The 24,359-nt window shown below is 60.4% G+C and carries 25 protein-coding genes and 1 riboswitch; of the genes, 11 read left to right on the top strand and 14 right to left on the bottom strand.

Features of this window, described 5'->3' with window-relative positions; all coding sequences use genetic code 11:
• Positions 1–26: 26 nt before the first annotated feature.
• Positions 27–1,547 carry an aldehyde dehydrogenase gene (gene adh, locus FIV05_RS00535; RefSeq protein ID WP_152508313.1) on the top strand — a complete coding sequence of 507 codons (1,521 nt, stop codon included), beginning with the start codon at positions 27–29 and terminating at the stop codon, positions 1,545–1,547.
• A gap of 108 nt (positions 1,548–1,655) precedes the next feature.
• Here the strand turns inward: adh and FIV05_RS00540 are convergent, their stop codons facing one another.
• Together FIV05_RS00540 and FIV05_RS00545 are read right to left on the bottom strand one after the other, a co-directional pair.
• The gene (locus tag FIV05_RS00540; RefSeq protein ID WP_152508314.1) at positions 1,656–2,378 is read right to left on the bottom strand and encodes an alpha/beta fold hydrolase; all 723 of its coding nucleotides are present in this window, start codon (positions 2,376–2,378) and stop codon (positions 1,656–1,658) included.
• Between the two features lie 22 nt (positions 2,379–2,400).
• The gene (locus FIV05_RS00545; protein ID WP_031269722.1) at positions 2,401–2,775 is read right to left on the bottom strand and encodes a helix-turn-helix domain-containing protein; all 375 of its coding nucleotides are present in this window, start codon (positions 2,773–2,775) and stop codon (positions 2,401–2,403) included.
• A 156-nt stretch (positions 2,776–2,931) separates the two neighbouring features.
• Between FIV05_RS00545 and FIV05_RS00550 the strand changes: the two genes are divergently transcribed.
• The 4 genes from FIV05_RS00550 to FIV05_RS00565 all read left to right on the top strand — a co-directional run bounded on the left by FIV05_RS00550 (position 2,932) and on the right by FIV05_RS00565 (position 5,090).
• Positions 2,932–3,546, top strand: a complete 615-nt coding sequence (locus tag FIV05_RS00550) for a glutathione binding-like protein (protein ID WP_152508315.1) — start codon at positions 2,932–2,934, stop codon at positions 3,544–3,546.
• Positions 3,543–3,929 (top strand): nuclear transport factor 2 family protein, encoded by a 387-nt coding sequence (locus FIV05_RS00555; RefSeq protein WP_152508316.1) that lies wholly within the window; start codon positions 3,543–3,545, stop codon positions 3,927–3,929. The genes FIV05_RS00550 and FIV05_RS00555 overlap by 4 nt, the downstream gene beginning before the upstream one ends.
• A gap of 1 nt (position 3,930) precedes the next feature.
• A complete protein-coding gene (locus tag FIV05_RS00560) occupies positions 3,931–4,146 on the top strand; it encodes a 4-oxalocrotonate tautomerase family protein (protein WP_152508317.1) in 216 nt (71 codons plus the stop codon).
• Between the two features lie 383 nt (positions 4,147–4,529).
• Positions 4,530–5,090 (top strand): DUF4166 domain-containing protein, encoded by a 561-nt coding sequence (locus tag FIV05_RS00565; RefSeq protein WP_152508318.1) that lies wholly within the window; start codon positions 4,530–4,532, stop codon positions 5,088–5,090.
• A gap of 6 nt (positions 5,091–5,096) precedes the next feature.
• Here the strand turns inward: FIV05_RS00565 and tyrS are convergent, their stop codons facing one another.
• The 3 genes from tyrS to FIV05_RS00580 form a co-directional block, all read right to left on the bottom strand.
• Positions 5,097–6,374 carry a tyrosine--tRNA ligase gene (gene tyrS / locus FIV05_RS00570; protein WP_023001993.1) on the bottom strand — a complete coding sequence of 426 codons (1,278 nt, stop codon included), beginning with the start codon at positions 6,372–6,374 and terminating at the stop codon, positions 5,097–5,099.
• 329 nt (positions 6,375–6,703) lie between these two features.
• The gene (locus FIV05_RS00575) at positions 6,704–7,288 is read right to left on the bottom strand and encodes a hemerythrin domain-containing protein (protein WP_075282278.1); all 585 of its coding nucleotides are present in this window, start codon (positions 7,286–7,288) and stop codon (positions 6,704–6,706) included.
• A 97-nt stretch (positions 7,289–7,385) separates the two neighbouring features.
• Complete coding sequence (locus FIV05_RS00580; RefSeq protein ID WP_152508319.1) at positions 7,386–7,829, bottom strand: MarR family winged helix-turn-helix transcriptional regulator; 444 nt, start codon at positions 7,827–7,829, stop codon at positions 7,386–7,388.
• 95 nt (positions 7,830–7,924) lie between these two features.
• On the opposite strand from FIV05_RS00580, the gene FIV05_RS00585 reads away from it, so the two are divergent.
• Positions 7,925–8,629 carry a glutathione S-transferase family protein gene (locus tag FIV05_RS00585; RefSeq protein WP_152508320.1) on the top strand — a complete coding sequence of 235 codons (705 nt, stop codon included), beginning with the start codon at positions 7,925–7,927 and terminating at the stop codon, positions 8,627–8,629.
• Positions 8,630–8,671: 42 nt separating this feature from the next.
• Here FIV05_RS00585 and FIV05_RS00590 read toward each other — a convergent pair whose 3' ends face one another.
• Positions 8,672–9,316: a cysteine hydrolase gene (locus FIV05_RS00590; RefSeq protein ID WP_152508321.1), complete on the bottom strand. Its 645-nt coding sequence runs from the start codon at positions 9,314–9,316 to the stop codon at positions 8,672–8,674.
• A gap of 22 nt (positions 9,317–9,338) precedes the next feature.
• Positions 9,339–9,806, bottom strand: a complete 468-nt coding sequence (locus FIV05_RS00595; RefSeq protein ID WP_152508322.1) for a MarR family winged helix-turn-helix transcriptional regulator — start codon at positions 9,804–9,806, stop codon at positions 9,339–9,341.
• Positions 9,807–10,000: 194 nt separating this feature from the next.
• On the opposite strand from FIV05_RS00595, the gene FIV05_RS00600 reads away from it, so the two are divergent.
• On the top strand, positions 10,001–10,816 hold the full coding sequence (locus FIV05_RS00600; protein ID WP_173013736.1) for a methyltransferase domain-containing protein: 816 nt from the start codon (positions 10,001–10,003) through the stop codon (positions 10,814–10,816).
• Positions 10,817–10,880: 64 nt separating this feature from the next.
• Here the strand turns inward: FIV05_RS00600 and gcvPB are convergent, their stop codons facing one another.
• The 6 genes from gcvPB to FIV05_RS00630 all read right to left on the bottom strand — a co-directional run bounded on the left by gcvPB (position 10,881) and on the right by FIV05_RS00630 (position 17,152).
• Positions 10,881–12,473, bottom strand: coding sequence for an aminomethyl-transferring glycine dehydrogenase subunit GcvPB (gene gcvPB, locus FIV05_RS00605; RefSeq protein ID WP_152508324.1), 1,593 nt, complete (start codon positions 12,471–12,473; stop codon positions 10,881–10,883).
• Positions 12,470–13,816, bottom strand: coding sequence for an aminomethyl-transferring glycine dehydrogenase subunit GcvPA (gene gcvPA / locus FIV05_RS00610; protein WP_055657839.1), 1,347 nt, complete (start codon positions 13,814–13,816; stop codon positions 12,470–12,472). Before gcvPA ends, gcvPB begins: the two co-directional genes overlap by 4 nt.
• A gap of 213 nt (positions 13,817–14,029) precedes the next feature.
• A complete protein-coding gene (locus FIV05_RS00615; protein ID WP_023002002.1) occupies positions 14,030–14,515 on the bottom strand; it encodes an OsmC family protein in 486 nt (161 codons plus the stop codon).
• A 3-nt stretch (positions 14,516–14,518) separates the two neighbouring features.
• Positions 14,519–14,890, bottom strand: a complete 372-nt coding sequence (gene gcvH / locus FIV05_RS00620) for a glycine cleavage system protein GcvH (RefSeq protein WP_075282273.1) — start codon at positions 14,888–14,890, stop codon at positions 14,519–14,521.
• A 26-nt stretch (positions 14,891–14,916) separates the two neighbouring features.
• A complete protein-coding gene (gene gcvT, locus FIV05_RS00625; RefSeq protein ID WP_152508325.1) occupies positions 14,917–16,068 on the bottom strand; it encodes a glycine cleavage system aminomethyltransferase GcvT in 1,152 nt (383 codons plus the stop codon).
• Between the two features lie 182 nt (positions 16,069–16,250).
• Positions 16,251–16,343, bottom strand: a riboswitch (glycine riboswitch).
• Positions 16,344–16,567: 224 nt separating this feature from the next.
• A complete protein-coding gene (locus tag FIV05_RS00630; RefSeq protein ID WP_031269728.1) occupies positions 16,568–17,152 on the bottom strand; it encodes a hypothetical protein in 585 nt (194 codons plus the stop codon).
• Positions 17,153–17,344: 192 nt separating this feature from the next.
• Here FIV05_RS00630 and ispH point away from each other — a divergent pair, with 192 nt between their 5' ends.
• From ispH to FIV05_RS00650, 4 genes are read left to right on the top strand one after another with little or no spacing between them, the layout of a single operon-like run.
• Positions 17,345–18,343 carry a 4-hydroxy-3-methylbut-2-enyl diphosphate reductase gene (gene ispH, locus FIV05_RS00635; RefSeq protein WP_173013737.1) on the top strand — a complete coding sequence of 333 codons (999 nt, stop codon included), beginning with the start codon at positions 17,345–17,347 and terminating at the stop codon, positions 18,341–18,343.
• A 4-nt stretch (positions 18,344–18,347) separates the two neighbouring features.
• Positions 18,348–19,313: a homoserine kinase gene (thrB, locus tag FIV05_RS00640; RefSeq protein WP_152508327.1), complete on the top strand. Its 966-nt coding sequence runs from the start codon at positions 18,348–18,350 to the stop codon at positions 19,311–19,313.
• Complete coding sequence (rnhA, locus tag FIV05_RS00645) at positions 19,310–19,780, top strand: ribonuclease HI (protein ID WP_055657829.1); 471 nt, start codon at positions 19,310–19,312, stop codon at positions 19,778–19,780. The genes thrB and rnhA overlap by 4 nt, the downstream gene beginning before the upstream one ends.
• Before the next feature lie 17 nt (positions 19,781–19,797).
• Positions 19,798–20,721, top strand: coding sequence for a diacylglycerol kinase family protein (locus FIV05_RS00650; protein WP_208984429.1), 924 nt, complete (start codon positions 19,798–19,800; stop codon positions 20,719–20,721).
• A gap of 710 nt (positions 20,722–21,431) precedes the next feature.
• On the opposite strand, the gene FIV05_RS00655 is transcribed toward FIV05_RS00650, so the two are convergent.
• A complete protein-coding gene (locus FIV05_RS00655; RefSeq protein WP_023002010.1) occupies positions 21,432–24,341 on the bottom strand; it encodes an EAL domain-containing protein in 2,910 nt (969 codons plus the stop codon).
• Positions 24,342–24,359: the final 18 nt, after the last annotated feature.

Consider the following 24,359-nt stretch of genomic DNA (forward strand, 5'->3'; position numbering starts at 1 on the left):
ACCGCCGGTCTTTTGGAGGAACCCAGATGAATCAGATGCCCAGTTTTTCCGTCGACACGACGTCTCCGTTCAAGTCCCGCTATGACAACTATATCGGCGGCAAATTCGTTGCGCCTGTGAACGGACGGTATTTCAACAACATCACGCCGATTTCCGGCGCCACCGTTTGCGAAGTCGCCCGTTCCGATGCCGCGGACGTTGACCTGGCGCTTGATGCGGCCCATGCGGCCAAGGACGCCTGGGGCCGGACCCCGGCAGCAGAACGGGCCAATATTCTGCTGAAAATCGCCGATGTGATGGAGCAGAATCTCGACATTCTGGCCAAGGCCGAAACCTGGGACAACGGCAAGCCGATCCGCGAAACCACGGCAGCCGATATTCCGCTTTCCGTCGACCACTTCCGCTATTTCGCAGGCGTTCTGCGCGGCCAGGAAGGCTCCATGTCGGAGATCGATGCCGACACGATTGCTTACCACTTCCATGAGCCGCTCGGCGTTGTCGGGCAGATCATTCCCTGGAACTTCTCCATCCTGATGGCTGCCTGGAAACTGGCTCCGGCGCTCGCCGCCGGCAACTGCGTCGTCCTGAAACCGGCCGAGCAGACCCCGGCGGCAATCATGGTGCTGGCGGAGCTCATCGGCGGCCTGTTGCCGGATGGCGTTCTCAACATCGTCAACGGCTTTGGTGCAGAGGTTGGCGCCCCGCTCGCCAAGTCAAACCGCATCGCCAAGATCGCCTTTACCGGGTCGACCGAAACCGGCCGGATGATCATGCAGTACGCAACCGAGAACCTCATTCCGGTAACGCTGGAACTGGGCGGCAAGTCGCCGAACATCTTCTTTTCCGACGTCATGAGCGAAGACGATGCGTTCCTCGACAAGGCCATCGAGGGCTTTGTTCTGTTCGCCTTCAACCAGGGTGAAGTCTGCACCTGTCCGAGCCGGGCCCTGATCCAGGAAGACATCTACGAAGCCTTCATCGAACGGGCGATCGCCCGTGTGAAAGCCATCAAGCAGGGTGACCCGCGCGCCATTGAGACCATGGTCGGTGCCCAGGCCAGCCGCGAGCAGCAGGACAAGATCCTGTCCTATCTGACCATCGGGGTCGAGGAAGGTGCACAAGTGCTGTGCGGCGGCGCGGAAGCGAAGTTCGACGGCGACCTTTCCGGCGGCTTCTACGTTCAGCCGACCATCCTGAAAGGCCACAACAAGATGCGGGTCTTCCAGGAGGAAATCTTCGGCCCGGTGGTGTCCGTCACCACGTTCAAGACCGAAGAAGAAGCCCTGGCGATTGCAAACGACACCATGTACGGCCTCGGCGCCGGCGTGTGGTCGCGTGATGCCAACCGCTGCTACCGGTTCGGCCGCGCCATCGAGGCAGGCCGCGTGTGGGTGAACAACTATCACGCCTACCCGGCCCATGCGGCCTTTGGTGGCTACAAGCAGTCCGGCATCGGCCGAGAGACCCACAAGATGATGCTGGATCACTATCAGCAGACCAAGAACATGCTGGTCAGCTACAACCCGAACAAACTCGGGTTCTTCTAAAGACTGCCGGCGTTACCCGATCTTGTCCTGGCAGTGATGCGGGGCAGTCTTCGAAAGAAGGCTGCCCCGTTTTCCGTTGAAGGTCCGGGAACGGCAGCCTGTTCATCATCAAAGTTCTTCTGCAATCTCTTCCAGCAGATCCGCAAGCGCCTCAGGCTCGCTCACCATGGCATCGTGGCCTGTCGCGATCCGAGAGACCGGCCAGCCCTTGGCCTGTGCCCGGGCCAGTGCGACTTTTGCCGGTGGATACGGCGGGTCAGTGCATTCGATGTAATGGGCCGGAAGACCGTTTCCGACCGGGTGCTTCAGGTCCAGTGCCGTGGTGAAGGTCCGGAACGGGTGCGGTGTCAGACGCGGCTTCAAAAAGGCAACGTCGTCCGGCTTCGTTATGCCAAAACTTTCAGGCGGGGCTGGTGGCAGAGACAGGCCACCGCTGCTGGTTTCCGCCAGCTTCCTGCGGTCTTCGGCAAGATCTTGCGGCAAAAGATCGAACCAGGTCTCTCCGCTTTCCAGCATGATCGCGTCGAGATAGATCAGACCGGCAATCCTCTCCGGCACGTGGTCTGCAACCCCGGTGATCGGAATGCCGCCAAAGCTGTGACCGACAAGAGTGACCCCGCTCAGATCCTCGAACTGCAAATGCCGGACGATATCTTCCACGAACGTCCGGATCGTGATGTCCGGCGAGAGCAGATGCGAGCGCTCGCCGAGGCCCGTCTGCGTTGGTGTGGTCACGCGATGCCCACGTGCCCGCAGGATGTTTGCCAGACGCGACCAGCACCAGCCGCCATGCCAGACGCCATGGACGCAAACGAAAGTCTGCTGTATCAAGAGCCCCTCCCCGCTTCAGCGCCTATTCGGCGGCTTCGGCCGCCATCTGAAAATCGCGCCGTACCTTCAGTTTGTGCCCGACTTCGACAATGGCTTCCAGTGCCGGAATCAGGTCCTGGCCCAGATCCGTCAGCTCATATTCAACGGAAGGTGGCGATGTCGGGCGGACATGGCGCAACAACACGCCGCGCCCCTCCAACTCAGAAAGGCGCTGTGACAGCACCTTGCCGGACACAGGGGGAATATCCGCCTTCAGCTCGTTGAAGCGGCGGGGACCTGCCCGCAGGCTCCAGATGACGTTGGGTGCCCAGGCTCCGGATATCACCTGCATGCACTGGGTCAGGCTGCAAGGGGTCGGCGGTTTCGGGCTCAGGTTCTTGCGCATTTTCAGGGCCATGGGCACCACACGATCTTCAAGGGTCCAAGGTCACGCGGGAACCATCAGGTTTCTGCCCGGTAACTCGATAATGCAAGTTACCAATAGAAACCTACTTGTCAATGGTGACTTCAAAAGACACCTTCCGGGCAGCGATACGAACCAAGGAGCCAATCGATGAAACTGTTCTACAAACCCGGTGCCTGTTCCATGGCTGCTCATCTCCTGCTCAACGAAGCCGGAGCCAGCTACAGTCTCGAAAAAGTCGATACGACCGCGGGTCTGACGGAGACCGGTGCAGCGTACGCGCAGACCAATCCGCGCGGCTACGTGCCGGCACTTCGGTTTGAGAACGGTGACGTTCTGACGGAAAACGTTGCAATCCTGCATTGGCTTGGCGAGCAGTACCCGGACTTTGCGACCGATACAGCAGGCAAGCCGCTCGACCGGTTCCGCGTGCTGGAATTGCTCAGCTTCCTGTCCTCAGAGCTGCACAAGGGGTTCAGCCCGTACTTTTCCGGCAAGGAATTTTCTGAAGCAGAAGCAGCTGAAAACCAGGCAAAGCTGAATACCAAGCTCGGCCAGTTCGATGCCTTGCTGGCCAAGGGCGGCGACTATCTTTTGGGAGATACCTTCTCCGTTGCCGACGCCTATGCCTTTGTCATCTTGAACTGGACAAACTTCATCGGCGTGTCTCTTGGCGACTGGCCGAAGACGGCAGCCTACGTCGAGCGCATTCGCACTCGCCCGGCCACCCTGAAGACCATTCAGGAAGAAGGCCTGGCGGCATGAGCAGTGCCTTGGCTGCGCTGGAAAAGGTCATATCCGACTATTTCGACGCGCTTTATCACTGCGATACCGACCTGCTGCAGCAGGTGTTTCACGAGAAGGCAATCTACGCCACGGCGGACGAGACACCCCTGCTCTATCGCACGATGGCCGAATATGTACCGGTCGTCGCCGCCCGTCAGTCACCGGCATCCCGGGGCGAGGAGCGCCGCGATGTCATCGACGAGATCCAGTTCGCCGGTGAGAACACGGCCTTTGCCAGAGTTCGCTGTTCGATCGGCAACAACGACTTCACCGATTTCCTGACCTTCGTGCTTGACGAAGGCCGCTGGCAAATCATGGCGAAGATCTTCGAAATTCGACCACGCAACGAAGGAGTGGCCTGACATGCCTTACGTGAATATCCAGGTGACCCGTGAAGGGGTGACGGCGGAGCAGAAAGCCAGGCTTATCAAAGGCGCGACAGACCTACTGGTTGACGTTCTCGACAAGAACCCGGCAACTACCTTCGTGGTGATCGAGGAAGTGGACCTTGAGAACTGGGGCGTCGGCGGCCTGCCGGTGGAAGAATACCGGGCAAGGCAGCTGGAAAAACAGGGCTGAACGGTCAAATGGAAGCCGGGGCAATCCCGGCTTCTTTCTTCGTGCCGCGTTGCGCTTCCCTCTTTCAGGTCCTCTCCACAATCCGGAAGCCCTGGATTCGTTCGTCCCAAACATTCGTCATTGCAGGGCTCGACCCTGCAAATCCATGCTATGACCGTGCCTCAGCCAGACGCCTCGATTGGCGGATGGGGAACGGAATGGATGCCATGGTCGGGCCATGGCATGACGGAGGAAGTGGAGAGGGATGATGGGGAGGCTGAGGGCTGAGGGCTGAATGGTGCTCACCTGGACGTCACCAACAAGTGCAAAGAGATTTGCTGTTGTCCAATCGACGCGAGAATGGTCTGTCTGAGAAGACACATCGACATCAAAGCAGTTCTCATATGCCCCGCACGCTTTATCAAACCATCCTCGGCCCCGAGTTCGACAAGGTTCCGGCAGAAATCCGGCGGATGCACAGCTTCGCGCGGGTGGCGCGGGGCACCGCGGATGTCACCCGGGGAAGCTCGTGGGGCGCAAGACTGGTCTGCCGGCTGGCGAAGTTGCCGGAAGCACAGATGGGTGTTCCGGTCGAGACCAGCTTTGAACCTATCGTGGGTGGAGAGCGCTGGACCCGGCGGTTTGACGGGCAGCCGTTCCAGACCGACATGATGGCCGGTAAAGGCGAAGCGTATCCCTGCATGCTCGAGCGCCTTGGACCGTTCCTGTTCAAGATGCGGGTAACGGCAAGTGACAAGGGCATCGACATCACCCCGGCAGAAGTTTCGCTTGGACCGCTTCCGCTGCCGCTGCCGCTTGCTCCGAGAGCGGTCGGGCGCGAGCGTGTTGTCGATGGAAAGTACAGTTTCACCGTAGAGGTGACCTTCCCGCTGATCGGGAAGGTCTTCGGTTACAACGGCCGGCTGGAGCCGGCTGTTCTGACAGCTGATGCAAAAGCCGTCTGACCGGCCTTACTCGAAGCCGACCAGAGCCTTGCGGCGTTTGCCGACAGAAATCGACAAACGGTCGTTGGCCTGAAGATCGCCGGTGGCAATGCGGCGGCGTGCGTCGTCAACGATCTGGTTGTTGAGGCGAACGCCTCCACCTTCCACCAGACGCCGTGCTTCGCCGTTGGATGCCGCGAAGCCAACGGCGACCACAAGCTCCAGAAGACCGAGACCGTCTGCCAGAATTTTCAGCGGCAGACTATGGGTCGGTTCCAGGATCTCGCCTTCGCCCGAAAACAGGGCATCGCCTTGCTGCAAGGCGCCGCGCGCTTCTTCCGGCCCATGAACGATTGCCGTCACCTGGGTTGCCAGGATCTTCTTGGCTTCGTTCAGCTCCGCCCCTTCCAGCGCCGCCAATCGTTCGATTTCGCTCATCGGCAGCTCGGTAAAAAGGCGCAGGCACTTGGCGACATCGGCATCGGCGGTGTTGCGCCAGAACTGCCAGAAGCCGAAGGGCGACAGGTGTTCGGGATGCAGCCACACGGCACCTGCAGCCGTCTTGCCCATCTTCGCACCACTGGCGGTGGTCAGCAGAGGCACTGTCAGGCCGTGCAGCTTGCGGCCATCACGGCGGCCAAGCTCGACACCATTGACGATGTTGCCCCATTGATCGGATCCACCGACCTGAAGCGCACAGTCATGACGCTTTGCCAACTCCAGAAAATCAACGGCCTGCAGCATCATGTAGCAGAACTCCAGAACCGTCAGCGGCATCTGAGCATCGAGGCGCGACTTGACGCTGTCGAAGGTCATCATGCGGTTGACTGTGAACTGGGAGCCATAGTCGCGGAGGAATTCCAGGAAGCGGAATTCATTGAGCCATTCCGCATTGTCGACCAGCAAAGCCCCATCTTCGCCGTTCATATCCACGAGACGCTCAACGGATCGTCGTATGCTTGCGATGTTGGCTGCGATCTGACGTTCTTCCAGCATCGGCCGGGCATCCTTGCGGAAACTCGGATCGCCGATCTGACTGGTACCACCGCCAAGCACGACGATGGGACGATGGCCGAGCTTCTGCAGCCAACGCATGGTCATCAACGGCATCAGATGGCCGACATGAAGACTTGCCGCCGTGGCATCGAACCCGGCGTATGCGGTGATCGGCCCTTGTGACAGCGTCTGGTCGAGCGCCTCGATATCCGTGCATTGGTGCACAAGACCACGCTCCAGAAGCACGGCAAGTGCTTCCGATTTGAGTTTTGTCGCCGGTTTGCCGGCTTCGATCATATGTCTGGTCATTTTTCGCTTCCTGGTTCCCCCGCCAGGAAGCTCGGGTCTCTAGAAACCAAAAAGCCGCCTGACGCGGCGGCTTTTGAGGTGTCTATGGGGTGAACAAGATCCTACGCAGCCGCCGGTATGTCGGTGACGTAATAAAAATACACGAAGGATGCGCTCATCTTGGTCATGCCAGCTTAAATGCGTTAGGGCGGGAAAAGAGTCAAGCCTGTTGTGTTCGTGACGTTCCAGACCCCGGCTAGTGTAACCGGAATGCCTCAAGGCAGCGCCGCAGTCAGCAAATCCCACCTGACCCTGGGCGATTGGCGTGCGACCCCGCACGCAAGGCTGCGTTACGACAACCCGAGTTTCCGTTCGCCTCGATCCAGGATAACCGGAACGATCAGGTCTTCCTCGTCATCCAGATGACGCATCAGGCCGGAGATCAGGGTGTCGCTGACACCGGCGAAACTGTCGGCCGCGCGGCGGATGGCATCGCGGTCTTTCGTCTGCAATTGCCCGAACAGCTTGTTGGCGCTCTTGATCACCGCCTCAATGCGGTGGTGGATCAGTTCGTGGTCGCCCTCCAGCAGCTCGAAGCCATCCACCAGGCGCTTTTCGGCTTCCATGAACACAGGGAAATAGTGCTCATCCTCGATCATGTGGTGGTGATGCAGCTCACTGAGAAACTGTTGCAGACGCGGGGCAAAGAGGTTGCCGAAACGGTTTACCGGGAGCCGTTGCTCGCGAAAGTCGGTCAGGATCGTATCCAGGTCAGCACCGAGCTGACGGAAGCCGTTATGCCGTGCGAGCCAGAATTCGGTCAGTGGGCCGAGGTTCCTGTGACCGGGCCAGTCTTCGCGCGGATGTTCTTTCAGAAGGAACAGCCACTCCTGCGGAAGTCCGGTCCGTTCATCCAGATTGGTGGTGTTGGTCATGGGTTTCAGGTCCGGTCAGAGAGAAGATTTGCCGACCTTATACGCATGTTTTGGCCTGTCATGCGGAAACAGTGTGTTCACTCCCCGGGAACAGACGTCACTGCACCAGTTTGCCCAGCACCTTCCAGAGCGCTTCGGTGTCCCCCGGCTCCAGATGCCTTGTGAATTCGGTTTCCACCGCTGCGCGGTAACACGGCCACATGGCCTTCAAGAGCATCTCCCCGTCCTGGGTCAGACGCACCGAGACACCTCTGCCGTCTTCCAGGCTCTTCAGCTTTTCGATGTAGCCAGCAGCCGCCAGCCGGTCGAGCAGGCGCGAAACATTGTACTGGGCCAGCAGCATCCGCTTTTCGATTTCGACCGGTCGCAGAGTTTTGTCCTCTGCCCGGCTTAATTCCAGCAGCACATCGTACCAGCCGAGAGGTGGGAATCCGGCCGCCTTCAGGCGCGCCTCGACCCGTGCCAGCACGTTGCCGCTTGCACGCTGCAGACGGGCCCAGGCGTCGATTGCCTGGGGGAAGGTTTCGGCGGAATTGCTCATGGCCAAGAGATAGGAGATTTATGCAATTGCATCAATCTTGATTTTTGATGCATATGCATTCATCTTAATGCAGATGCATGAAAAGGAGTTTCCGGATGCCCGACACACTCACCCTGATCAGCCATGCGCTTTGCCCTTACGTGCAGCGCGCGGCGATCGTCCTTCATGAAAAGAATGTCCCGTTTGACCGGGTTACCATCGACCTTGCCGACAAACCGGACTGGTTCCGGGCGGCCTCACCACTCGGCAAGGTGCCGTTGCTGAAACTGGGCGGCGATCGCTATCTCTTCGAATCCGCCCCGATCGTCGAATTCCTGGACGAGACAGAAGGGAGCCGGCTGCACCCGGAGGACCCTTCCGAACGCGCGCGGCACCGGGCCTATATCGAATTCGCCTCGCAGATCCTGAACGGCATCGGCGCGCTCTACAATGCCAGGGACGACACCGGGTTTTATGCTGCAAGTGAAGCACTTCGTGCAAAGTTCCGTCATCTGGAAGGCGAACTTGATCCGGACGGTCCCTTCTTCGCCGGTAGAGCCTTTTCACTCGTCGACGCGGCTTTCGCCCCGGTGTTCCGCTATTTCGATGTCTTTGAGACGTTCTTGACGCTTGAAATGTTTGACGACCTCGGCCGGGTTCTTGCCTGGCGTAGCAAGCTTGCGGCCCGCACATCGGTTCAAGAAGCAGTCACTGCGGACTATCCAGCTCTTTTGACCACCTTTCTGCAAAACCGAAACAGCTGGATCTCCCAACTTCTCGACTTGCGCAGCCGGGAGCGGTCACTCCTGGCCGCACAATAAGGCCTTGCAGCGCAGCCGGACATGGCGCCGACTGCGCCCGCTTCAGGCGAAGGCTGCCCCGAGTTTGCCCAACTCGCCTTTGAGGTCCGTCCATCTGTCCGGCGTCGTGGTTAGTGTCGCAGGATCCCTGATTTCGACGTCATATCCCCTGTTCAACGCCCCCTTTGCGGTCAGCTGAACGCAGTGACAGGCATCAAGACCAACCAGTACCAGCCGCCCGATCCGCTTTTCCTCAAGCCAGGCTTCAAATTGCGGACTGGAGAAACTGTCACCGATCGATTTCTCAAAGACCGGAGCATTGCCGACAGCAAGTGTTCGGTCGAGCTTCAGACCGACCCGCCCCGGTGTGCCGATACCGCCCGCCGACATCTTCATGGCCGCGATCACCGGCCAGTCGCGGAAGACATTCTTGACGAAAGCGACCTGGTGGCCTGCCATCCGGTGCGCTTCCACCTGGCGCCCTATTTCGGCAAGCACGGCGTCTCTCTGGCCCGGGTCAAAAGCGTGTTTGCCTGTGTTTCTGGTGAAGTCCTCCTGCACGTCGATGACCACCAGAGCCGTGCCCGGCCGCATTGACCTGTCGATGCTCACGCCCTTTGTCGGCGTTCCCAGCCGCCGCAGGCAATAAACGATATAGGCGACAACGCTTGCGGCACAGAGCCCGGCCGCAATCCAGATACCGGTCATGTGACCTCTCCTGTTCGTGAAATTATTCCAGTGCCTTGGGCCGGTCCGGGTCGTCCTCGAACGCGGCAAAGTGATCAAGCATGGTGCAGAGCACCCGCTGCGTGGAACGCAGGTCGTCGTCCGAGAAGAGCTCGCAGACTGTCTCGATTTCGTCAGTCTCCCGTGCCCGGATTTCACCGAACCGGTCGTGCCCCGCTTCGTTCAAGGCAAACAGCGGTGATCGCTTGTGCGCCGGATTCGCCCGTCGCTCGACCAGTCCCTGCTCTTCCAGAGCGTTCATCAGGAGCTGAATCTGCTGGCGGGCAAGAAACAGTGCCCGGCCGATCTCGGGTACCGCCATCGGCCCGGCCTCCTCCAGCACTTCCATGACCGCTCGCATACCGACGGTCACGCCGGTTCCCTCCAGCTTGGCCTCCACCGCCCGCGCAAGCCGGCGGTGCACGGGGCGTATCAGGCGGATGATTTCGTAAAGCTCGACGGACTTCTTCATGGGCACCTCATTTGACAATTTATATGTCATTTTGACATTTATATTGTCAATAAGATTTTGTGGCCCCAATGTTTCATCACCCTGGAACCGAAGGCCCTAAGCCAGAAGTTTCGATCCCGGTGAAAACCGGGTTTCGTGCCTCGGCGAGGGTTTGGAGCTATACTGCCGGTCCCGTTCGTAGTCTGGAGCGAACCATGAGCAATCAGGAAGGCGTCCCCCGAAACGGAACATTCGCCGAGCGATACGACAGCGTCATGGTGCCGGTGATCTTTCAGCCTTGGGCACAAGAGCTGCTCCAACGGCAACCACCCCAAAACGGAGACCGGATCCTTGACCTGGCGTGCGGCACCGGTGCGGTAATCCGTGAAGTCGCGAGCCTTGGGAACGGATTTGCGAGGCTGGCCGGCGTGGACATGAGCGCGGGAATGTTGGCCGTTGCCGCCGAAAAGGCCAGCGTAAACGGGATAGATGCAGAATGGTTCGAGGCGACCGCAGGCGATCTGCCCTTCCCTGATGGCGGCTTTGACCTCGCCTACTGTCAGCAGGCTTTGCAGTTCTTTCCCGATCGTGTGGGAGCCCTGCGCGAACTTAACCGCGTTCTGGCACGCGGGGGCCGCGTCGCCTTCTGCGTTTCCCGCGGTCTGTCCGAAAATCCGCTGCTGATGGCGCAGGCAACCGCATTGGAAAAATACGTCGGCGCAGAGGCGGGGGCAGCCGTTCGTGCGATCTGCCAACTCTCCGACCCTGAGGAAATACGATCGAACTTTGAGGCAGCCGGGTTTCTGGATATCCAACTGGAGACAGTTTCACTGACGCTTCATCACCCGGATGGTCGTGCGTATGCCGCCGGAGCCATGGGCGGCATGCATACCGGAGACAAGCTCTCCCAGCTATCCGAAGAGGACAGGAACGCCTGCTTCAATGATTTCCTGAAAGAACTGGGCACCTGTTTTGACGGCGAGGCAATCCGGTTTCCTCACGTCTCCAACGTGGTGACAGCGCACACCTGAGCGACAGGAAACAAAAAACCCCGGCCGAAGCCGGGGTTTTCATCCTTGAAAATTCGTCCACGTGTTACTCGGCAGCGGCCGGAGTGACTTCGGCCGGAGCCGGCTCGGTCCATTTCAGGACCGGCTTGCGAGCTGCACCCGTTTCGTCCAGACGGCGGCGCGGGGCAAGGTACGGTGCACCGGAGAAGCGTTCCGTTTCGCCGCGCTTTGCGCTCATCACGAGATCGCGCATGGTGGCGACGAAAAGGTCGAGCGCAGCCCGGCTTTCCGATTCCGTCGGCTCGATCAGCATCGCGCCATGGACAACCAGCGGGAAGTACATGGTCATCGGATGATAGCCCTCGTCGATCATCGCCTTGGCGAAGTCGAGCGTGGTCACGCCGGTGTCCTTCAGGAAGCTGTCGTCGAACAGCACTTCGTGCATGCACGGGCGCTCGCCAAAGGGCAGGCTCATCAGGTCCTGCAGGCCGACGCGAATATAGTTCGCATTCAGCACCGCATCTTCAGACGCCTGCCGCAGACCGTCGGAGCCGTGGCTCATCATGTAGGACAGAGCCCGCACGTACATGCCCATCTGGCCGTGGAACGCGGTCATGCGGCCGAATGGCTGCTCGCCGTCCTTGGTGGCAGCTTCGGTTTCGACCAGTTCGACACCTTTTTCCGTCTTGCGGATGAACGGCAGCGGCGCGAAAGGAGCCAGTCTCTGGGACAGGACGACCGGACCGGAACCCGGGCCACCGCCGCCGTGAGGCGTCGAGAAGGTCTTGTGCAGGTTGATATGCATGGCGTCGACGCCAAGATCCCCAGGGCGGGCCTTGCCGACGATGGCATTGAAGTTGGCGCCGTCGCAGTAGAAATAGGCATCCGCCTTGTGGATCAGATCGGCGATCTGCTTCACTTCCCGTTCGAACAGCCCGCAGGTGTTCGGGTTGGTCAGCATGATGCCGGCGATGTTGCCTTCGTGTTCGGCAATGGTCTTCTTCAGTGCCTCCAGATCGACGGTCCCGTCGTCCTTGGCATCGATGTTGACGACCTTGTAACCCAAGAGCGCTGCCGTTGCCGGGTTGGTGCCATGGGCGCTTTCCGGCACCAGAACGATCTTCGGATCACGGCCGGCAGCAGTGTGAGCTGCCTTGATAGCCATCATACCGCACAATTCGCCATGGGCACCGGCTTTCGGGCTCATCGCGACGGCGGAGGTGTTGGTGGACACCATCAGCCAGTGGGCAAGCGCATCGATCAGTTCCAGTGCGCCGGGCACCGAGGAGACCGGCTGAAGCGGATGGATGTCCGCGAAGCCCGGCAGACGGGCCATTTTCTCGTTGAGGCGCGGATTGTGCTTCATGGTGCACGAGCCGAGCGGATAGAGACCGCTGTCGATGGCATAGTTGTTCCGCGACAGGCGCACATAGTGGCGCATGGCTTCCGGTTCGGCGAGGCCCGGCAGACCGATCTCGGCGGTGCGCTTGAAGCTGCCAAGCTCGAACTCGGCGCTTTCGTCCTCGTCGAGATCGACACCGGTGGTTTCCAGCGAGCCGAATTCGAAAATCAGCGGCTCTTCCATATCGAGACCACGGTTGCCGGTGAAAGTCTTCGGGCGGAAAGCATCCCCGGCATCACCTGCAGCGGTCGGGCGGCCTTGCGTGTTCATGCTCATGCCAGCACCTCCTTCAGCGCGTCCGCAAAGGCCGCGCGGTCTTCATCCGTATTGACTTCGGTCGACGCGACGACCAACAGGTTCGCGAGATCCTTGTTGCCCGGCTCCAGGCGTGAGACCGGCAGGCCCGCGAGAACGCCCCGTTCGGCCAGTTGCTCGACCACGTCCTCGGCCACCTTCGGCAGCGCAATCGTGAACTCGTTGAAATAGGCCGAGTTCAGAACCTCGACACCAGGCACGCCGGCAAGAAGCTTCTTCAGCTTGACCGCATTGCCATGGTTGATGCGGGCGAGTTTGGTCAACCCGGCCTGCCCCAGCAGCGACATGTGAATGGTGAAGGCAAGGCAGCAGAGACCGGAGTTGGTGCAGATGTTCGACGTTGCCTTGTCGCGGCGGATATGCTGTTCGCGGGTCGACAGCGTCAGCACGAAACCGCGCTTGCCTTCCGCATCCACCGTCTCACCGCAGAGCCGGCCCGGCATCTGGCGGACATATTGCTGGCGGGTGGCGAAAAGGCCGACATAAGGGCCACCGAAGTTGAGGCCGTTGCCGATGGACTGGCCTTCACCGACCACAATGTCGGCGCCTTGTGTTCCCGGCGGCTCGATCAGGCCGAGCGACACCACTTCGGTGAAGACCGCGATCAGCAGCGCCTTGTGCTGATGCGCCTTTTCGGCAATCGGCTTCAGGTCTATCAGCTGGCCGTAGAAGGACGGCGACTGGACGACAACGCAAGACGTCTCGTCATCGATCTGGGACAGGATGTCTTCGGTGCCCGTCGGGTCTGCCGGGAGGCTGACGACCCGATCGCCGGCCATGTTGGACAGGCCTTCGACGACTTCCCGGTACTGCGGATGCAGCCCGCCGGAAAGCACGGCCTTGTTGCGCTTGGTCACCCGGTGCGCCATCAGCACGGCTTCGCCAGTGCCGGTGGAGCCGTCATACATGGACGCGTTGGCGACATCCATTGCGGTAAGGCGCGCTACCTGGGTCTGGAACTCGAACAGGTACTGAAGTGTGCCTTGCGTGATTTCCGGCTGATAGGGCGTATAGGAGGTCAGGAACTCCGACCGCTGGATCAGGTGGTCGACCGTTGCCGGCACATGGTGCTTGTAGGCACCTGCGCCGACGAAGAACGGTACGGAGCCGGCCGCAGTATTCTTTGATGCCATGGCAGAGAGCTTGCGCTCCACTTCCATTTCGCTGGCTCGTTTGGGAAGGTCGAGCAGACCCTTCATGCGAACGTCTTCAGGGATATCCGCAAAGAGTTCATCGACGGATTTGACGCCGACCCGCGCGAGCATGTCGCTGCGGTCGGTATCGTTCAAAGGCAGGTAGCGCATCAGGCAGCTCCCAAGGGTTTGATCAAAAATCGGACCGGCGAAAACCACGCTCTCGCTTCATCAGCCCGGAACCGGAGAACTGACAAGCTTCCGGATACGGGCTCCCCGTTTCCTGCTCGGCGCGGTGGCACCGTGCAGACGCACAGAGATGAGAACTGGTCACCATCCAGAACAGGGAACCGGCTGCGACTTCGTGCGGCCGGTTCCGGAAAGTCACGGTGCGACAAGGCGGAGCGGTTCGGGCTCCACAACGATCTCGCACTTCACGGAGTTGGCGATGAAACAGACGTCATGCGCCTTTTCATGCAGATCGGTCAGCCAGGTCGGATCCGGGTCCTCGGCTGCAACCAGCGTGATAACCGGCCGCAGCACTACTTTCGTGATTGCCATCTTGCCCCGCGCCACCCGGCTCATTTCGCCCTGGGCACGGTCGCTGTAACTGGCGACAACGAAATTCGCCCGCCGGGCAAGATCCAGGAAGGACATCATGTGGCAGGACGAGATAGCGGCGACGAAGGCCTCTTCCGGATCGACGGCGGCTTCGATGGAGTATGGCAGGGGTACCACCGTGGGCGAAGCGCTTGCCGGGATCTCCAGACCGCCGTCAAAACGCCAGATGTGCCCTCTGGAATAGGCGTTTGCGGCATAGTCGCCGTCGCATGCCCATTCCACCTGTGCCGTGTAGTAGTGCCCTGCCATGAATTACAACGTCTCCACGTACGCCTTGTAGGCTGCCGCGTCCATCAGGTCGGACAGCTGATCCGCATTGCCGACGGTCATCTTGATGAACCATGCAGCGCCTTCGGGATCTTCGTTCACCTTGGCCGGTTCGTCCACCAGCGCGTCGTTGGCTTCAACGACTTCACCGTCGATCGGAGCGTAGACTTCACTGGCTGCCTTGACGGATTCCACGACAGCGGCTTCATCGCCCTGTGACAGCGCCTTGCCGGCTTCCGGCAGTTCGACGTAAACGACGTCGCCGAGCTGCTCCTGCGCGTAAGTCGTGATGCCGATGGTGGCGGTGCCGCCATCTACGGCGATCCACTCGTGGTCCTTGGAGTAATAGGTGGTCATATTGTGCGTCCGTTATCTGGAAAGATTTATGCTTTGGGTTTGCGGTAATACCGGTTCGGAACAAAGGGCATGTCCGCGACGGTAGCGGGCAAGCGCTTGCCTCTGACGATCAATTCAAGTGGCGTGCCAGTTTCGGAATGCTCCACCGGGACATAGCCCATGGCGATCGGAGCGCCCACGGTCGGTGCGAAACCGCCGGACGTTACAATGCCGATCACCGGCCCGTCGGGCAGTGCGATCTCGGCCCCTTCCCGTGCAGGTGCCTTGCCATCGAGGCGCAGGCCGACGCGGACACGGCCCGGTCCCTTTTCGAGTTCACTCTGAATGCGTTCGGCGCCCGGAAAGCCGCCTTCTTCGCGGCGGCGTTTCTGCATGCAGAAGGTGATGGCGCCTTCGACGGGAGACGTCATCTCGTCAATGTCGTGTCCGTAGAGGCACAGCCCTGCCTCAAGACGCAGGCTGTCGCGGGCCCCGAGCCCAATCGGTTCGACCCTGTCGTCAGCGAGCAGTGCACGGGCAATCGCTTCAGCAGCACCGGCAGGTACGGACATCTCCACGCCGTCCTCGCCGGTATAGCCGGCACGGGCAACGTGGCAGTCGATCCCGTCAAACTCCATCGGTGCAGCGGCCATGAAGCCAAGTTCGGCCGCTTTGGGCGCATGTGCTGCGACCGCAGCCACGGCTTCCGGCCCCTGAACCGCGATCAGCGCACGATCGTCAATCACTTCAAGGGTCACGTTTTCAGGCAGTCTGTCGCGGAAATGGGCGTAGTCGACATCCTTGCGGGAGGCATTGACCACCAGCATCAGCTTGCCGTCTTCTGCTTCGGACAGCGGCCGGGTGACCATCAGATCGTCGATGATGCCGCCTTCGTCGTTGAGCAGCACCGTGTAACGCTGACGGCCGTGGCCAAGTTCGACGAAATTGGACGGGGTCAGCGCTTCCAGCGCCCGGGCCGTCGTTTCGTGATCGGGACCGATCAACAGAGCCTGGCCCATGTGGGAAACGTCGAAAAGGCCGGCCTTCGTGCGGGTCTGCTGGTGCTCGGCCATGATGCCGGCCTTGTACTGCACGGGCATGGAATAGCCGGCAAACGGCACCATGCGTGCACCCAGTTCCACATGAAGGTCGTGAAGAGGCGTTTGTTTCAGATCTTCGTCTGCAACGGTTTCCGCCATGAACGGTCCTCGTATTCGGGGTTGCGCAGTCCCGAACCGGCCCGCATGGGTCCTGATCCGTCTGCACCCCCTCTGTCCGAGTACCTGAGAGATTTCCCGACCGGCGCCGATGACGCCTTTCGGTTACTCCTTCGGTGAGCAGTCCGCAAACCCTCTTGCGGAGCACTGCTTTCCAGAGCGTTGCAGTTCATGCGGTCCTTCTGCCTGAGAGTTTCCGGGGCGGTTGCTCCTTCGGCGCCAGGATCCTTTCACCCGGCCTCTCCCGCATAAACATTGACGTGTTTCCACGCCAACCGGGGGACGACCCCGATTGGGGCCGGATTGTGCGAGGCAGACATAGTCTTGTCAATATGCGACATGCAGCCCCCGCAATTTTGCCGGTGCACAATTTTAGGCACCGTCTTGCAGAGTGCGCACGATCAATGGCCGGCCGGTTTCCATCTTCCCGGCCAGACCTCAAATTCAGTCGATACTGATGTGCTACGCGCGTGGCCGGGCCTTAGCGGCGACGGCCTTCGTCAAAGCCGAAGACAACCTTGGCGTCCGCACCTGCCGGGATCGTGAATTTCTCTTCGATCAGCGTCCAGGTTTCGCTTGGCGAGTTCGCTCCGAGCGTGACCGGAATTTTCACGATCTCGGAGCTGAGCGGCTTGGCACCACTGCCGCCGGGCACAATGGCGACGCGCATCGGCAGAACCACTTCGCCGCCCTTCCAGGCAGGACCCGAGGTGACATCGCCGGACAGGCCCAGCTTCATGCGGCGGCTGCCGTCCGGCTGCTGCGTGCAGGTGTTGGCCCAATCCTTGACGGTGGCCTGGTAAAGCAGACCCTGCGGGTCATCATCCTTGCCGCGAACATACTTGCGGATCAGAAAGGTGTTGGACTGAAGCTGCAGCGCAGGACAGGGAACCGGCGGGGCGAATGTTTCGGGAGAAATCTCGATCGGCTGCTGGCCACCGGAAATTACCTTGCCCGCAACACCGTCAGCGGCACTCATACACCCCGCAAGAGCCGCAGCGGAAAGGCCCACGGCCATAATTGTCTTCAGGGTCTTGCCGGAGACGGCGGGAATCGCACTGATCATCTTCATTCCATAAAAATGCAACAATTGTCGGCGGAGCTTCATAGCAGGTGAAGAATTGCTTGGCGAGGCTTGTCAAACGCAAACCTTCAAGCAGCTCATTGTGGCTGAATTGGTTCAGCTTGCCGCACATCCCTTGACACGGCGTGGCTGCGAGCCCTTATTGCGCGCAGAAACGTTCCTCGAAAGAGCATGATGACCGAGAGCAAACAGGAAAAAACACCGCTTGCCATTCACCTTTGCGCGCCCCGCGGGTTCTGCGCCGGTGTCGATCGCGCGATCCAGATCGTGGAACTTGCCCTGGAAAAATACGGCAGTCCGGTCTACGTCCGTCACGAGATCGTGCACAACAAGTTCGTGGTGGACGGCCTGAAGGCCAAGGGCGCTGTGTTCGTGGAAGAGCTGGAAGAAATACCGGCCGGGCACACCGACAGGCCTGTGATCTTCTCGGCGCACGGCGTACCGAAATCCGTGCCGGAAGACGCCCAGAGCCGCAAGATGTTCTACCTCGACGCCACCTGTCCTCTGGTTTCGAAGGTTCACAAGGAAGCGGAAATCCATTTCCGCCGGGACCGCGAGATTCTGCTCATCGGTCATGCGGGGCATCCTGAAGTGATCGGCACCATGGGCCAATTGCCCGAAGGCACCGTCAGCCTGATCGAGACTGAAGACGACGCGCGCGCCTTCACGCCGAAGACCGACCGCCCCCTCGCCTATATTACCCAGACCACCTTGTCCGTGGACGACACGGCCGGGATCGTGGCTGTGCTGCAGGACCGGTTCCCGCAGATCGTCGCTCCGCACAAGGAGGACATCTGCTACGCAACCACCAACCGTCAGGAAGCGGTCAAGCATGTGGCGCCAAAGGTCGACGTAATGATCGTTGTCGGCGCGCCGAACTCCTCCAACTCGCAGCGCCTGCGTGAAGTTGCGGAACGGGCCGGGTGCAAGACTGCAGTGCTGATCCAGCGTGCAAGCGACATCGACTGGCACGATTTCGAAGGTATCACGTCGTTGGGTCTGACAGCAGGTGCATCGGCCCCCGAGACCCTGGTAGAGGAAATCATCGCGGCATTTGCCGACCGGTTCGACGTCAACGTCGAGACGGTGCGTACTGCCGAAGAAACGATTTCCTTCAACCTGCCGCGGGAGCTGCGCGAGATGATCGCCTCCTCCCAGGCCGCTGCCGGATAACCCCATGGCTGTTTATACCGAAGTAACCGATGAGGAACTGAACGACTTCATCGGCAGCTACGATGTCGGACGTCTGTTGTCATTCAAGGGCATTGCCGAAGGCGTGGAGAACAGCAACTTCCTGGTCCACACGGACAAGGCGTCCTACATCCTGACGCTGTACGAAAAGCGCGTGAACCCGGACGATCTGCCTTATTTTCTGAACCTTCTGCAGCATCTGGCCGCAAAGGGCCTGTCCTGTCCGACACCGGTTCCCTCGCGGGACGGCAAACTTCTGGGCACACTCGCCGGCCGACCGGCTGCGCTGGTCACCTTTCTGGATGGCATGTGGGTCAAGCGGCCCAAAGTGGACCATTGCGCCGAGCTGGGCCGGGCCATGGCCGAGTTGCACCTGGACGGCGCCGATTACGACGGGTTCCGCAAGAACGCCCTCGACGTCAGCGGCTGGCGTCCCCTGTTCGATCAATGCGGGGAGCGCAGCGATACGGTTCATCCCGGTCTCGGCGCAGAGATCGCCAGCGAGCTGGATCACGTGGAAAAGGTCTGGCCCAGGGACCTTCCAGGCGGGGTGATCCACGCGGATCTGTTTCCCGACAACGTGTTCTTTCTGGGCAACGAGCTTTCCGGGCTGATCGATTTCTATTTCGCCTGCAACGACGCCTTTGCCTATGACATTGCTATCTGCCTCAACGCATGGTGCTTCGAGCAGGACATGTCGTTCAACGTGACCAAGGCAAAGGCCCTGCTCAAGGGTTATTCCGCCGTGCGACCGTTGAGCGAGGCTGAATACGATGCCTTGCCGACCCTTTGCCGGGGCGCGGCCCTGCGCTTCCTGCTGACACGGCTTTATGACTGGCTGAGCGTGCCGGAGGGTGCGCTGGTTACGCCGAAGGATCCGCTGGAATATCTGAAGAAGCTCCGCTTCCACCAGAGCATTTCCTCCACGCAGGCCTACGGGTTGGAGCGATGACGGAGAACAACAACCGGGTCACGATCTATACGGACGGCGCCTGTTCGGGCAATCCGGGTCCGGGCGGCTGGGGTGTCATCCTGCGGTTCGGGGAGCACGAGAAAGAGCTTTCCGGGGGCGAGTCGGAGACCACCAACAATCGTATGGAGCTGATGGCCGCCATTGAGGCGCTGAATGCCCTCAAGCGCCCTTGTGCGGTCGACCTTTATACCGACAGCACCTACGTGCGCAGCGGCATCAAGGAATGGATGTACGGCTGGAAGCGCAAGAATTGGCGCACGGCTGCCAACAAGCCGGTAAAGAATGCGGATCTCTGGCAAGCTCTTGACGCCGCAAGGGAACGTCATGACGTTACCTGGCACTGGGTCAAGGGACATGCCGGCCATCCGGACAATGAACGTGCAGATGAACTGGCGCGCGGCGGAATGGCCCCGTATAAGAGCGGCGAAAAAACGAATCCTGTCTGATGAGCAGAGGATTTTGAGTGAGACTTTTCTGGTGGTCCGGCGCAGCAGCAGTGCGCACAATGGTTCCGGATATGGCCGGAAAAGTTCTGATCGTGGCCAACCCGACATCGGGTGGCTATAGCGCCGAATTTCTGGATGACGTGCGCAATCGCCTGGAAGATCTCGGCTGCAAGACCGAGATCCGGTTGACAAGACGCGCAGGCGAAATCGGCGACATCTGCGCGGATCCCTCATTGCCTGTGCAGACGCTGGTGGTTGCCGGCGGAGACGGCTCCGTCAACGAGGCCCTGACCGGATTTCAGAACCACCCCGCCCCGCCGCAACTGGGCATCATTCCCTTCGGCACCGCCAATGTGCTTGCCCTTGAACTTGGCCTCCCGCGCAATGCGAAGGCAATTGCCGAACTGATCCGACGCGGCAAGACCAGGCAGTTGCACTATGGTCTTGCCAACGGCAGGCCTTTTGTACTGATGGCCTCTGCCGGGTTCGATGCCGAAGTCGTTCACGCCGTGCCGCTTTCCCTGAAACGGCGCCTTGGCAAGCTCGCCTACGTCATCACAGCGCTTCGGACCGGTTTCAAACGCAAGAGCGCGTCGCTGAAAGTGATCCTGGATGGCGAAGAGCTGACCGGAAAACTCGCCGTAGCCAGCAACGCCCGCCACTACGGCGGCCCCTTTGTCATCTGTCCCGGCGGGGCGACCGATCCCGGCCTGCATATGCTGGTTCTGGAAAGGGACGACCCCTGGTCGTCCTTCTGCTACGGCGTCGCGCTCTTGATGGGCCGCATCCACAAGGCCAAGGGCGCTTTGGTGCGCCCGTTCAAAACGGCCTCCATTCTGGCAACAGGTGCCGTCGCCGCACAGGTGGACGGCGATCCCTTCGGTGCAACGCCGCTGGAAATTCGGCAAACGGACAAGACCGTGCCCATCCTGGCACCTTGACGCGGAAACGGCGCAGCATCGCCTCCTCGCCTTCCAACCCCAACGACATCAACTCCCTCTGTCGTTGCAGGACTTGCCCCTGCAATCCAATTCGTGACCTCGGCGACCCCGAAGCCCTTGCGGCTGGATAGCCCACGGCATGGATGCCATGGTCGCGCCATGGCATGACCGTGGGAGGGGGAGGTGAGCACATCTCAACAAGCTCATTAAAAGCGTCATCGAAGACTGAGTGGCCCGCCCAAAGAAGGCATCACGCACGACGCTCCTTTTGTCGCCGCAGCCCTTTCCAATCCCCATCATTGCAGGGCTCGCCCCTGCAATCCATTCCGTTTCCTCACCCCACCCGAAATCTTGGCGACGGGATAGCGCGCGGCATGGATGCCATGGTCGAGCCATGGCATGACCGTGGGAGGGGGAGGTGAGCACATCTCAACAAGCTCATTAAAAGCGTCATCGAAGACTGAGTGGCCCGCCCATAGAACGTAATACCGCGCGGCGCTCCTTTTGTCGCCGCAGCCCTTTCCATTCCCCGTCATTGCAGGGCTCGACCCTGCAATCCATTCCGTTACCTCGCCGCACCCGAAGTCTTTGCGACAGGAGAACGAGCGGTATGGATGCCATGGTCGCGCCATGGCATGACGGAGTGGGTGGGAAACAGCTATCAGAGCCCCTGACGCAAGATCAGCCGGCACGATAGTTGCCGGCCAATGTCAGGCCGTTTCGGCTTCCGCCGGCATCTTGCGCAGGATCTTGGTGGCTTCCGCTGCCGTGACAGCCTCGCCGAAGTAGAAGCCTTGCGCGTATTCGCAGCCGAGCTGGTAGAGCTCCAGCGCATCGTTCTCGCTCTCCGCTCCTTCGGCAACGACCGACATGCCAAGGTCATGCCCCATGGCAACGATTGTCCTGAGCAGCACAGGCCGGGCGGAAGACCCGTTCGGTTTGACGAAGGACTGGTCGATCTTGATCGTGTCGAAGGGGAACCGCTGCAGATAGGACAGCGAGGAATGGCCGGTGCCGAAGTCGTCAAGGGACAGGCCTGCCCCCAGCCCGCGAAGGCGCTCGAGCACCTTGGCGGAGTATTCCGGGTTTGACATAACCAGTGATTCCGTCAGTTCCAGCTTCAAGGTGCCCGGTGCCAGCGATGTTCTCGACAGAACGGCCTTCACATCGTTGATCAGGTCCTGTTTCAACAGCTGACGGGACGAGAGATTCACCGAAGCGAACAGAGGCTGCTGCATCGGGAACTCGCGCTGCCAGAACGCCAGCTGCTGTGCGCCCTTGTCGAGCATGTAAATGCCGAGTTCGTTGATGAGACCGGACTGCTCGGCGACGGGAATGAATTCCGAAGGTGAAATCTTGCCGCGCTTGGCGTGGTTCCAGCGTGCCAGCACTTCGAAGCCGGCTACCGCCTGGTCTTCCAATCGGATGATCGGCTGGAAGTAGACACCCAGCGTTTCCTTCTTGATCGCTTCGCGCAGGTCGGCTTCCAGATCGACGATGTTCTTGTCGAGCGGGCGCAAGATCGGACGGAACACTTCCTGGCGGTCACCGCCCAGGCGCTTGGCGTGATTGAGGGCGATCTCCGCATTGGTGACCATGTCCTCGACCGCCTGTTTGCCACCTTCGAAGAAGGCAATGCCGACGGAGCAGGTCAGAAAGATCTCCCGGTCGCCGAAGGTGATCGGTGCGCGGACCGCCTTGCGCAGCGAATCCGCCAGCGCAACAATCCGGTCCGGCTCCTGCTCGGACAGGAGAACAAGGCCATACTGGTCGCCGGAAAGACGTCCCAGAGTATCCTGCTGGCCGATCAGTCGGCCGAGACGACGCGCCACCGTCAAGAGGATGCTGTCGCCTGCGGAAAGACCAATGCTGTCGTTGACCTGTTTGAAACGGTCAAGATTGAGCACGAGCAAGGTCGGCTTGGAGGTTTCTTCCGCACGCGACCGGATGACGCTGGTGCGCAAGCGATCGACGAAGAGTTCGCGGTTCGGCAGGCCGGTCAGATTGTCGTGGACGGCATCGTGCAGAAGGCGTTCTTCCGCCGTGCGTTCCTCGGTCACGTCCAGGAGCGTGCCCACGCAGCGGATCACCTCGCCGTCCGATCCGATGATCGGCCGGGCCCGCAGGCGGAACCAGCGGAAGTGACCGTCTTCTGAGCGCAGACGGAAGGTTTGGGTTACCTTGCCGCGACGCTGATCGATCACCGCGTCGAGCGTCGCCCGGAACCGGTCACGGTCCTGGGGATGCAGAATGTCCAGCCAGTCACGCGCAGGCCCTTCCAGGGTGCCACGCTTCAGGTTGAGCAGATCTTCAACCTCATTGCCCGTGTAGATGCGGTCGCGGTCGATGTCCCAGTCCCAGATGATATCGCCGGCACCGGTCAGGGCCAGTGCCTTGCGTTCGACATCGGAGATGAGCCCCTGCGCGATCGCGCCACCGGCAAAGGCGTGCTGCATCACCGTGAAGCCGATCAGCAGCACGATGAGAACAAGACCACCGCCGAGCGCGGGCTGGACGATGTCGTTGGACAGATAGCCGGTTACGGTCATCGCTGCCCCGACCAGCCAGGCCATCAGCAGGCACCAGGTCGGGATCAGCAGGATGGCGCGGTCATAGTGCTGGAAGGCCAGCACCGCGATGGTGACGAAACCGAGCAAGCCAATGATGGCGAGCGCAAGACGGGCGATGCCGGCTGCAATCGAGGGATCCCAAACGGCAACGCCAAGCAGACCCAGGATCAGGATCAGCGTCGTCAGCGCCAGATGGGAATAATGAATGTTCCAGCGGTTGAGGTTCAGATAGGCGTACAGGAAGATGATCAAGCTGGCCGCGAGCATGACCTCGGCGCAGGCGCGCGCGAGCTGGCTGCCGCCGCCCTCCAGATTGAACACCATGCCCCAGAAGCCGAAATCGATGCACAGATAGGCCAGCACCGACCAGGCAAGTGCCGCGGTGGCGGGGAACATGACCGTGCCCTTGACCACGAACAAGATGGTGAGGAACAGGGCCAGCAGGCCGGAGATGCCCAGAATGATGCCACGGTAGAGCGTGTAGGCGTTGACGGTTTCCTCGTAGACATCCGGTTCCCAGATCCGGATTTCCGGCAGGTTCGGCGTCGTCATTTCCGCGACGAAGGTGACGATCGACCCCGGGTCGAGCGTGACCAGGAAGACGTCTGCCTCAAGGCTTTTCTGACGTTCGGGAGCGATGCCCTGACTCGGTGTGATCGCCAGAATGCGCGAGGAACCGAGATCCGGCCAGAAGAGGTCGGAGCCGACCAGCTTGTAATTTGGCGCAACGATCAGGCGGTCGATCTGTTCATCGCTGGTGTTGGCCAGCGCAAACACCGCCCAGTTGGTGTTGGTACCATCGCGGGAGGGAACCTCGATACGGCGCACGATGCCGTCCGCACCCGGTGCGGTCGACACCTGCAGCCGAGTCCCGGCTTCGCGATGCAGGTCGACGGAATTGGTGATGTCCAGTGCTTCGACGTCGATCGGAACAGGGATCGGCTCCAGCGCCCGCGCAGGCAGGGTGGCAAGCAACGTTGCAAACAACGTCAGAGCAATAACAAGGTTTCTGATCACGCTTGTTTTCGGATCCGGTATCACAATCGACATGGGGCGAAGAAGTACCGG

Source organism: Labrenzia sp. THAF191a, assembly GCF_009363335.1.
In the GTDB taxonomy this organism is placed as follows: Bacteria; Pseudomonadota; Alphaproteobacteria; order Rhizobiales; family Stappiaceae; genus Roseibium; species Roseibium algicola.

Coding starts and splice junctions, on each gene's coding strand:
- adh (WP_152508313.1), top strand. CDS start 27: ATGAATCAGATGCCCAGTTTTTCCGTCGACACGACGTCTCCGTTCAAG.
- FIV05_RS00545 (WP_031269722.1), bottom strand. CDS start 2,775: ATGGCCCTGAAAATGCGCAAGAACCTGAGCCCGAAACCGCCGACCCCT.
- FIV05_RS00550 (WP_152508315.1), top strand. CDS start 2,932: ATGAAACTGTTCTACAAACCCGGTGCCTGTTCCATGGCTGCTCATCTC.
- FIV05_RS00555 (WP_152508316.1), top strand. CDS start 3,543: ATGAGCAGTGCCTTGGCTGCGCTGGAAAAGGTCATATCCGACTATTTC.
- FIV05_RS00560 (WP_152508317.1), top strand. CDS start 3,931: ATGCCTTACGTGAATATCCAGGTGACCCGTGAAGGGGTGACGGCGGAG.
- FIV05_RS00565 (WP_152508318.1), top strand. CDS start 4,530: ATGCCCCGCACGCTTTATCAAACCATCCTCGGCCCCGAGTTCGACAAG.
- tyrS (WP_023001993.1), bottom strand. CDS start 6,374: ATGACCAGACATATGATCGAAGCCGGCAAACCGGCGACAAAACTCAAA.
- FIV05_RS00575 (WP_075282278.1), bottom strand. CDS start 7,288: ATGACCAACACCACCAATCTGGATGAACGGACCGGACTTCCGCAGGAG.
- FIV05_RS00580 (WP_152508319.1), bottom strand. CDS start 7,829: ATGAGCAATTCCGCCGAAACCTTCCCCCAGGCAATCGACGCCTGGGCC.
- FIV05_RS00585 (WP_152508320.1), top strand. CDS start 7,925: ATGCCCGACACACTCACCCTGATCAGCCATGCGCTTTGCCCTTACGTG.
- FIV05_RS00590 (WP_152508321.1), bottom strand. CDS start 9,316: ATGACCGGTATCTGGATTGCGGCCGGGCTCTGTGCCGCAAGCGTTGTC.
- FIV05_RS00595 (WP_152508322.1), bottom strand. CDS start 9,806: ATGAAGAAGTCCGTCGAGCTTTACGAAATCATCCGCCTGATACGCCCC.
- FIV05_RS00600 (WP_173013736.1), top strand. CDS start 10,001: ATGAGCAATCAGGAAGGCGTCCCCCGAAACGGAACATTCGCCGAGCGA.
- gcvPB (WP_152508324.1), bottom strand. CDS start 12,473: ATGAGCATGAACACGCAAGGCCGCCCGACCGCTGCAGGTGATGCCGGG.
- gcvPA (WP_055657839.1), bottom strand. CDS start 13,816: ATGCGCTACCTGCCTTTGAACGATACCGACCGCAGCGACATGCTCGCG.
- FIV05_RS00615 (WP_023002002.1), bottom strand. CDS start 14,515: ATGGCAGGGCACTACTACACGGCACAGGTGGAATGGGCATGCGACGGC.
- gcvH (WP_075282273.1), bottom strand. CDS start 14,890: ATGACCACCTATTACTCCAAGGACCACGAGTGGATCGCCGTAGATGGC.
- gcvT (WP_152508325.1), bottom strand. CDS start 16,068: ATGGCGGAAACCGTTGCAGACGAAGATCTGAAACAAACGCCTCTTCAC.
- FIV05_RS00630 (WP_031269728.1), bottom strand. CDS start 17,152: ATGATCAGTGCGATTCCCGCCGTCTCCGGCAAGACCCTGAAGACAATT.
- ispH (WP_173013737.1), top strand. CDS start 17,345: ATGACCGAGAGCAAACAGGAAAAAACACCGCTTGCCATTCACCTTTGC.
- thrB (WP_152508327.1), top strand. CDS start 18,348: ATGGCTGTTTATACCGAAGTAACCGATGAGGAACTGAACGACTTCATC.
- rnhA (WP_055657829.1), top strand. CDS start 19,310: ATGACGGAGAACAACAACCGGGTCACGATCTATACGGACGGCGCCTGT.
- FIV05_RS00655 (WP_023002010.1), bottom strand. CDS start 24,341: ATGTCGATTGTGATACCGGATCCGAAAACAAGCGTGATCAGAAACCTT.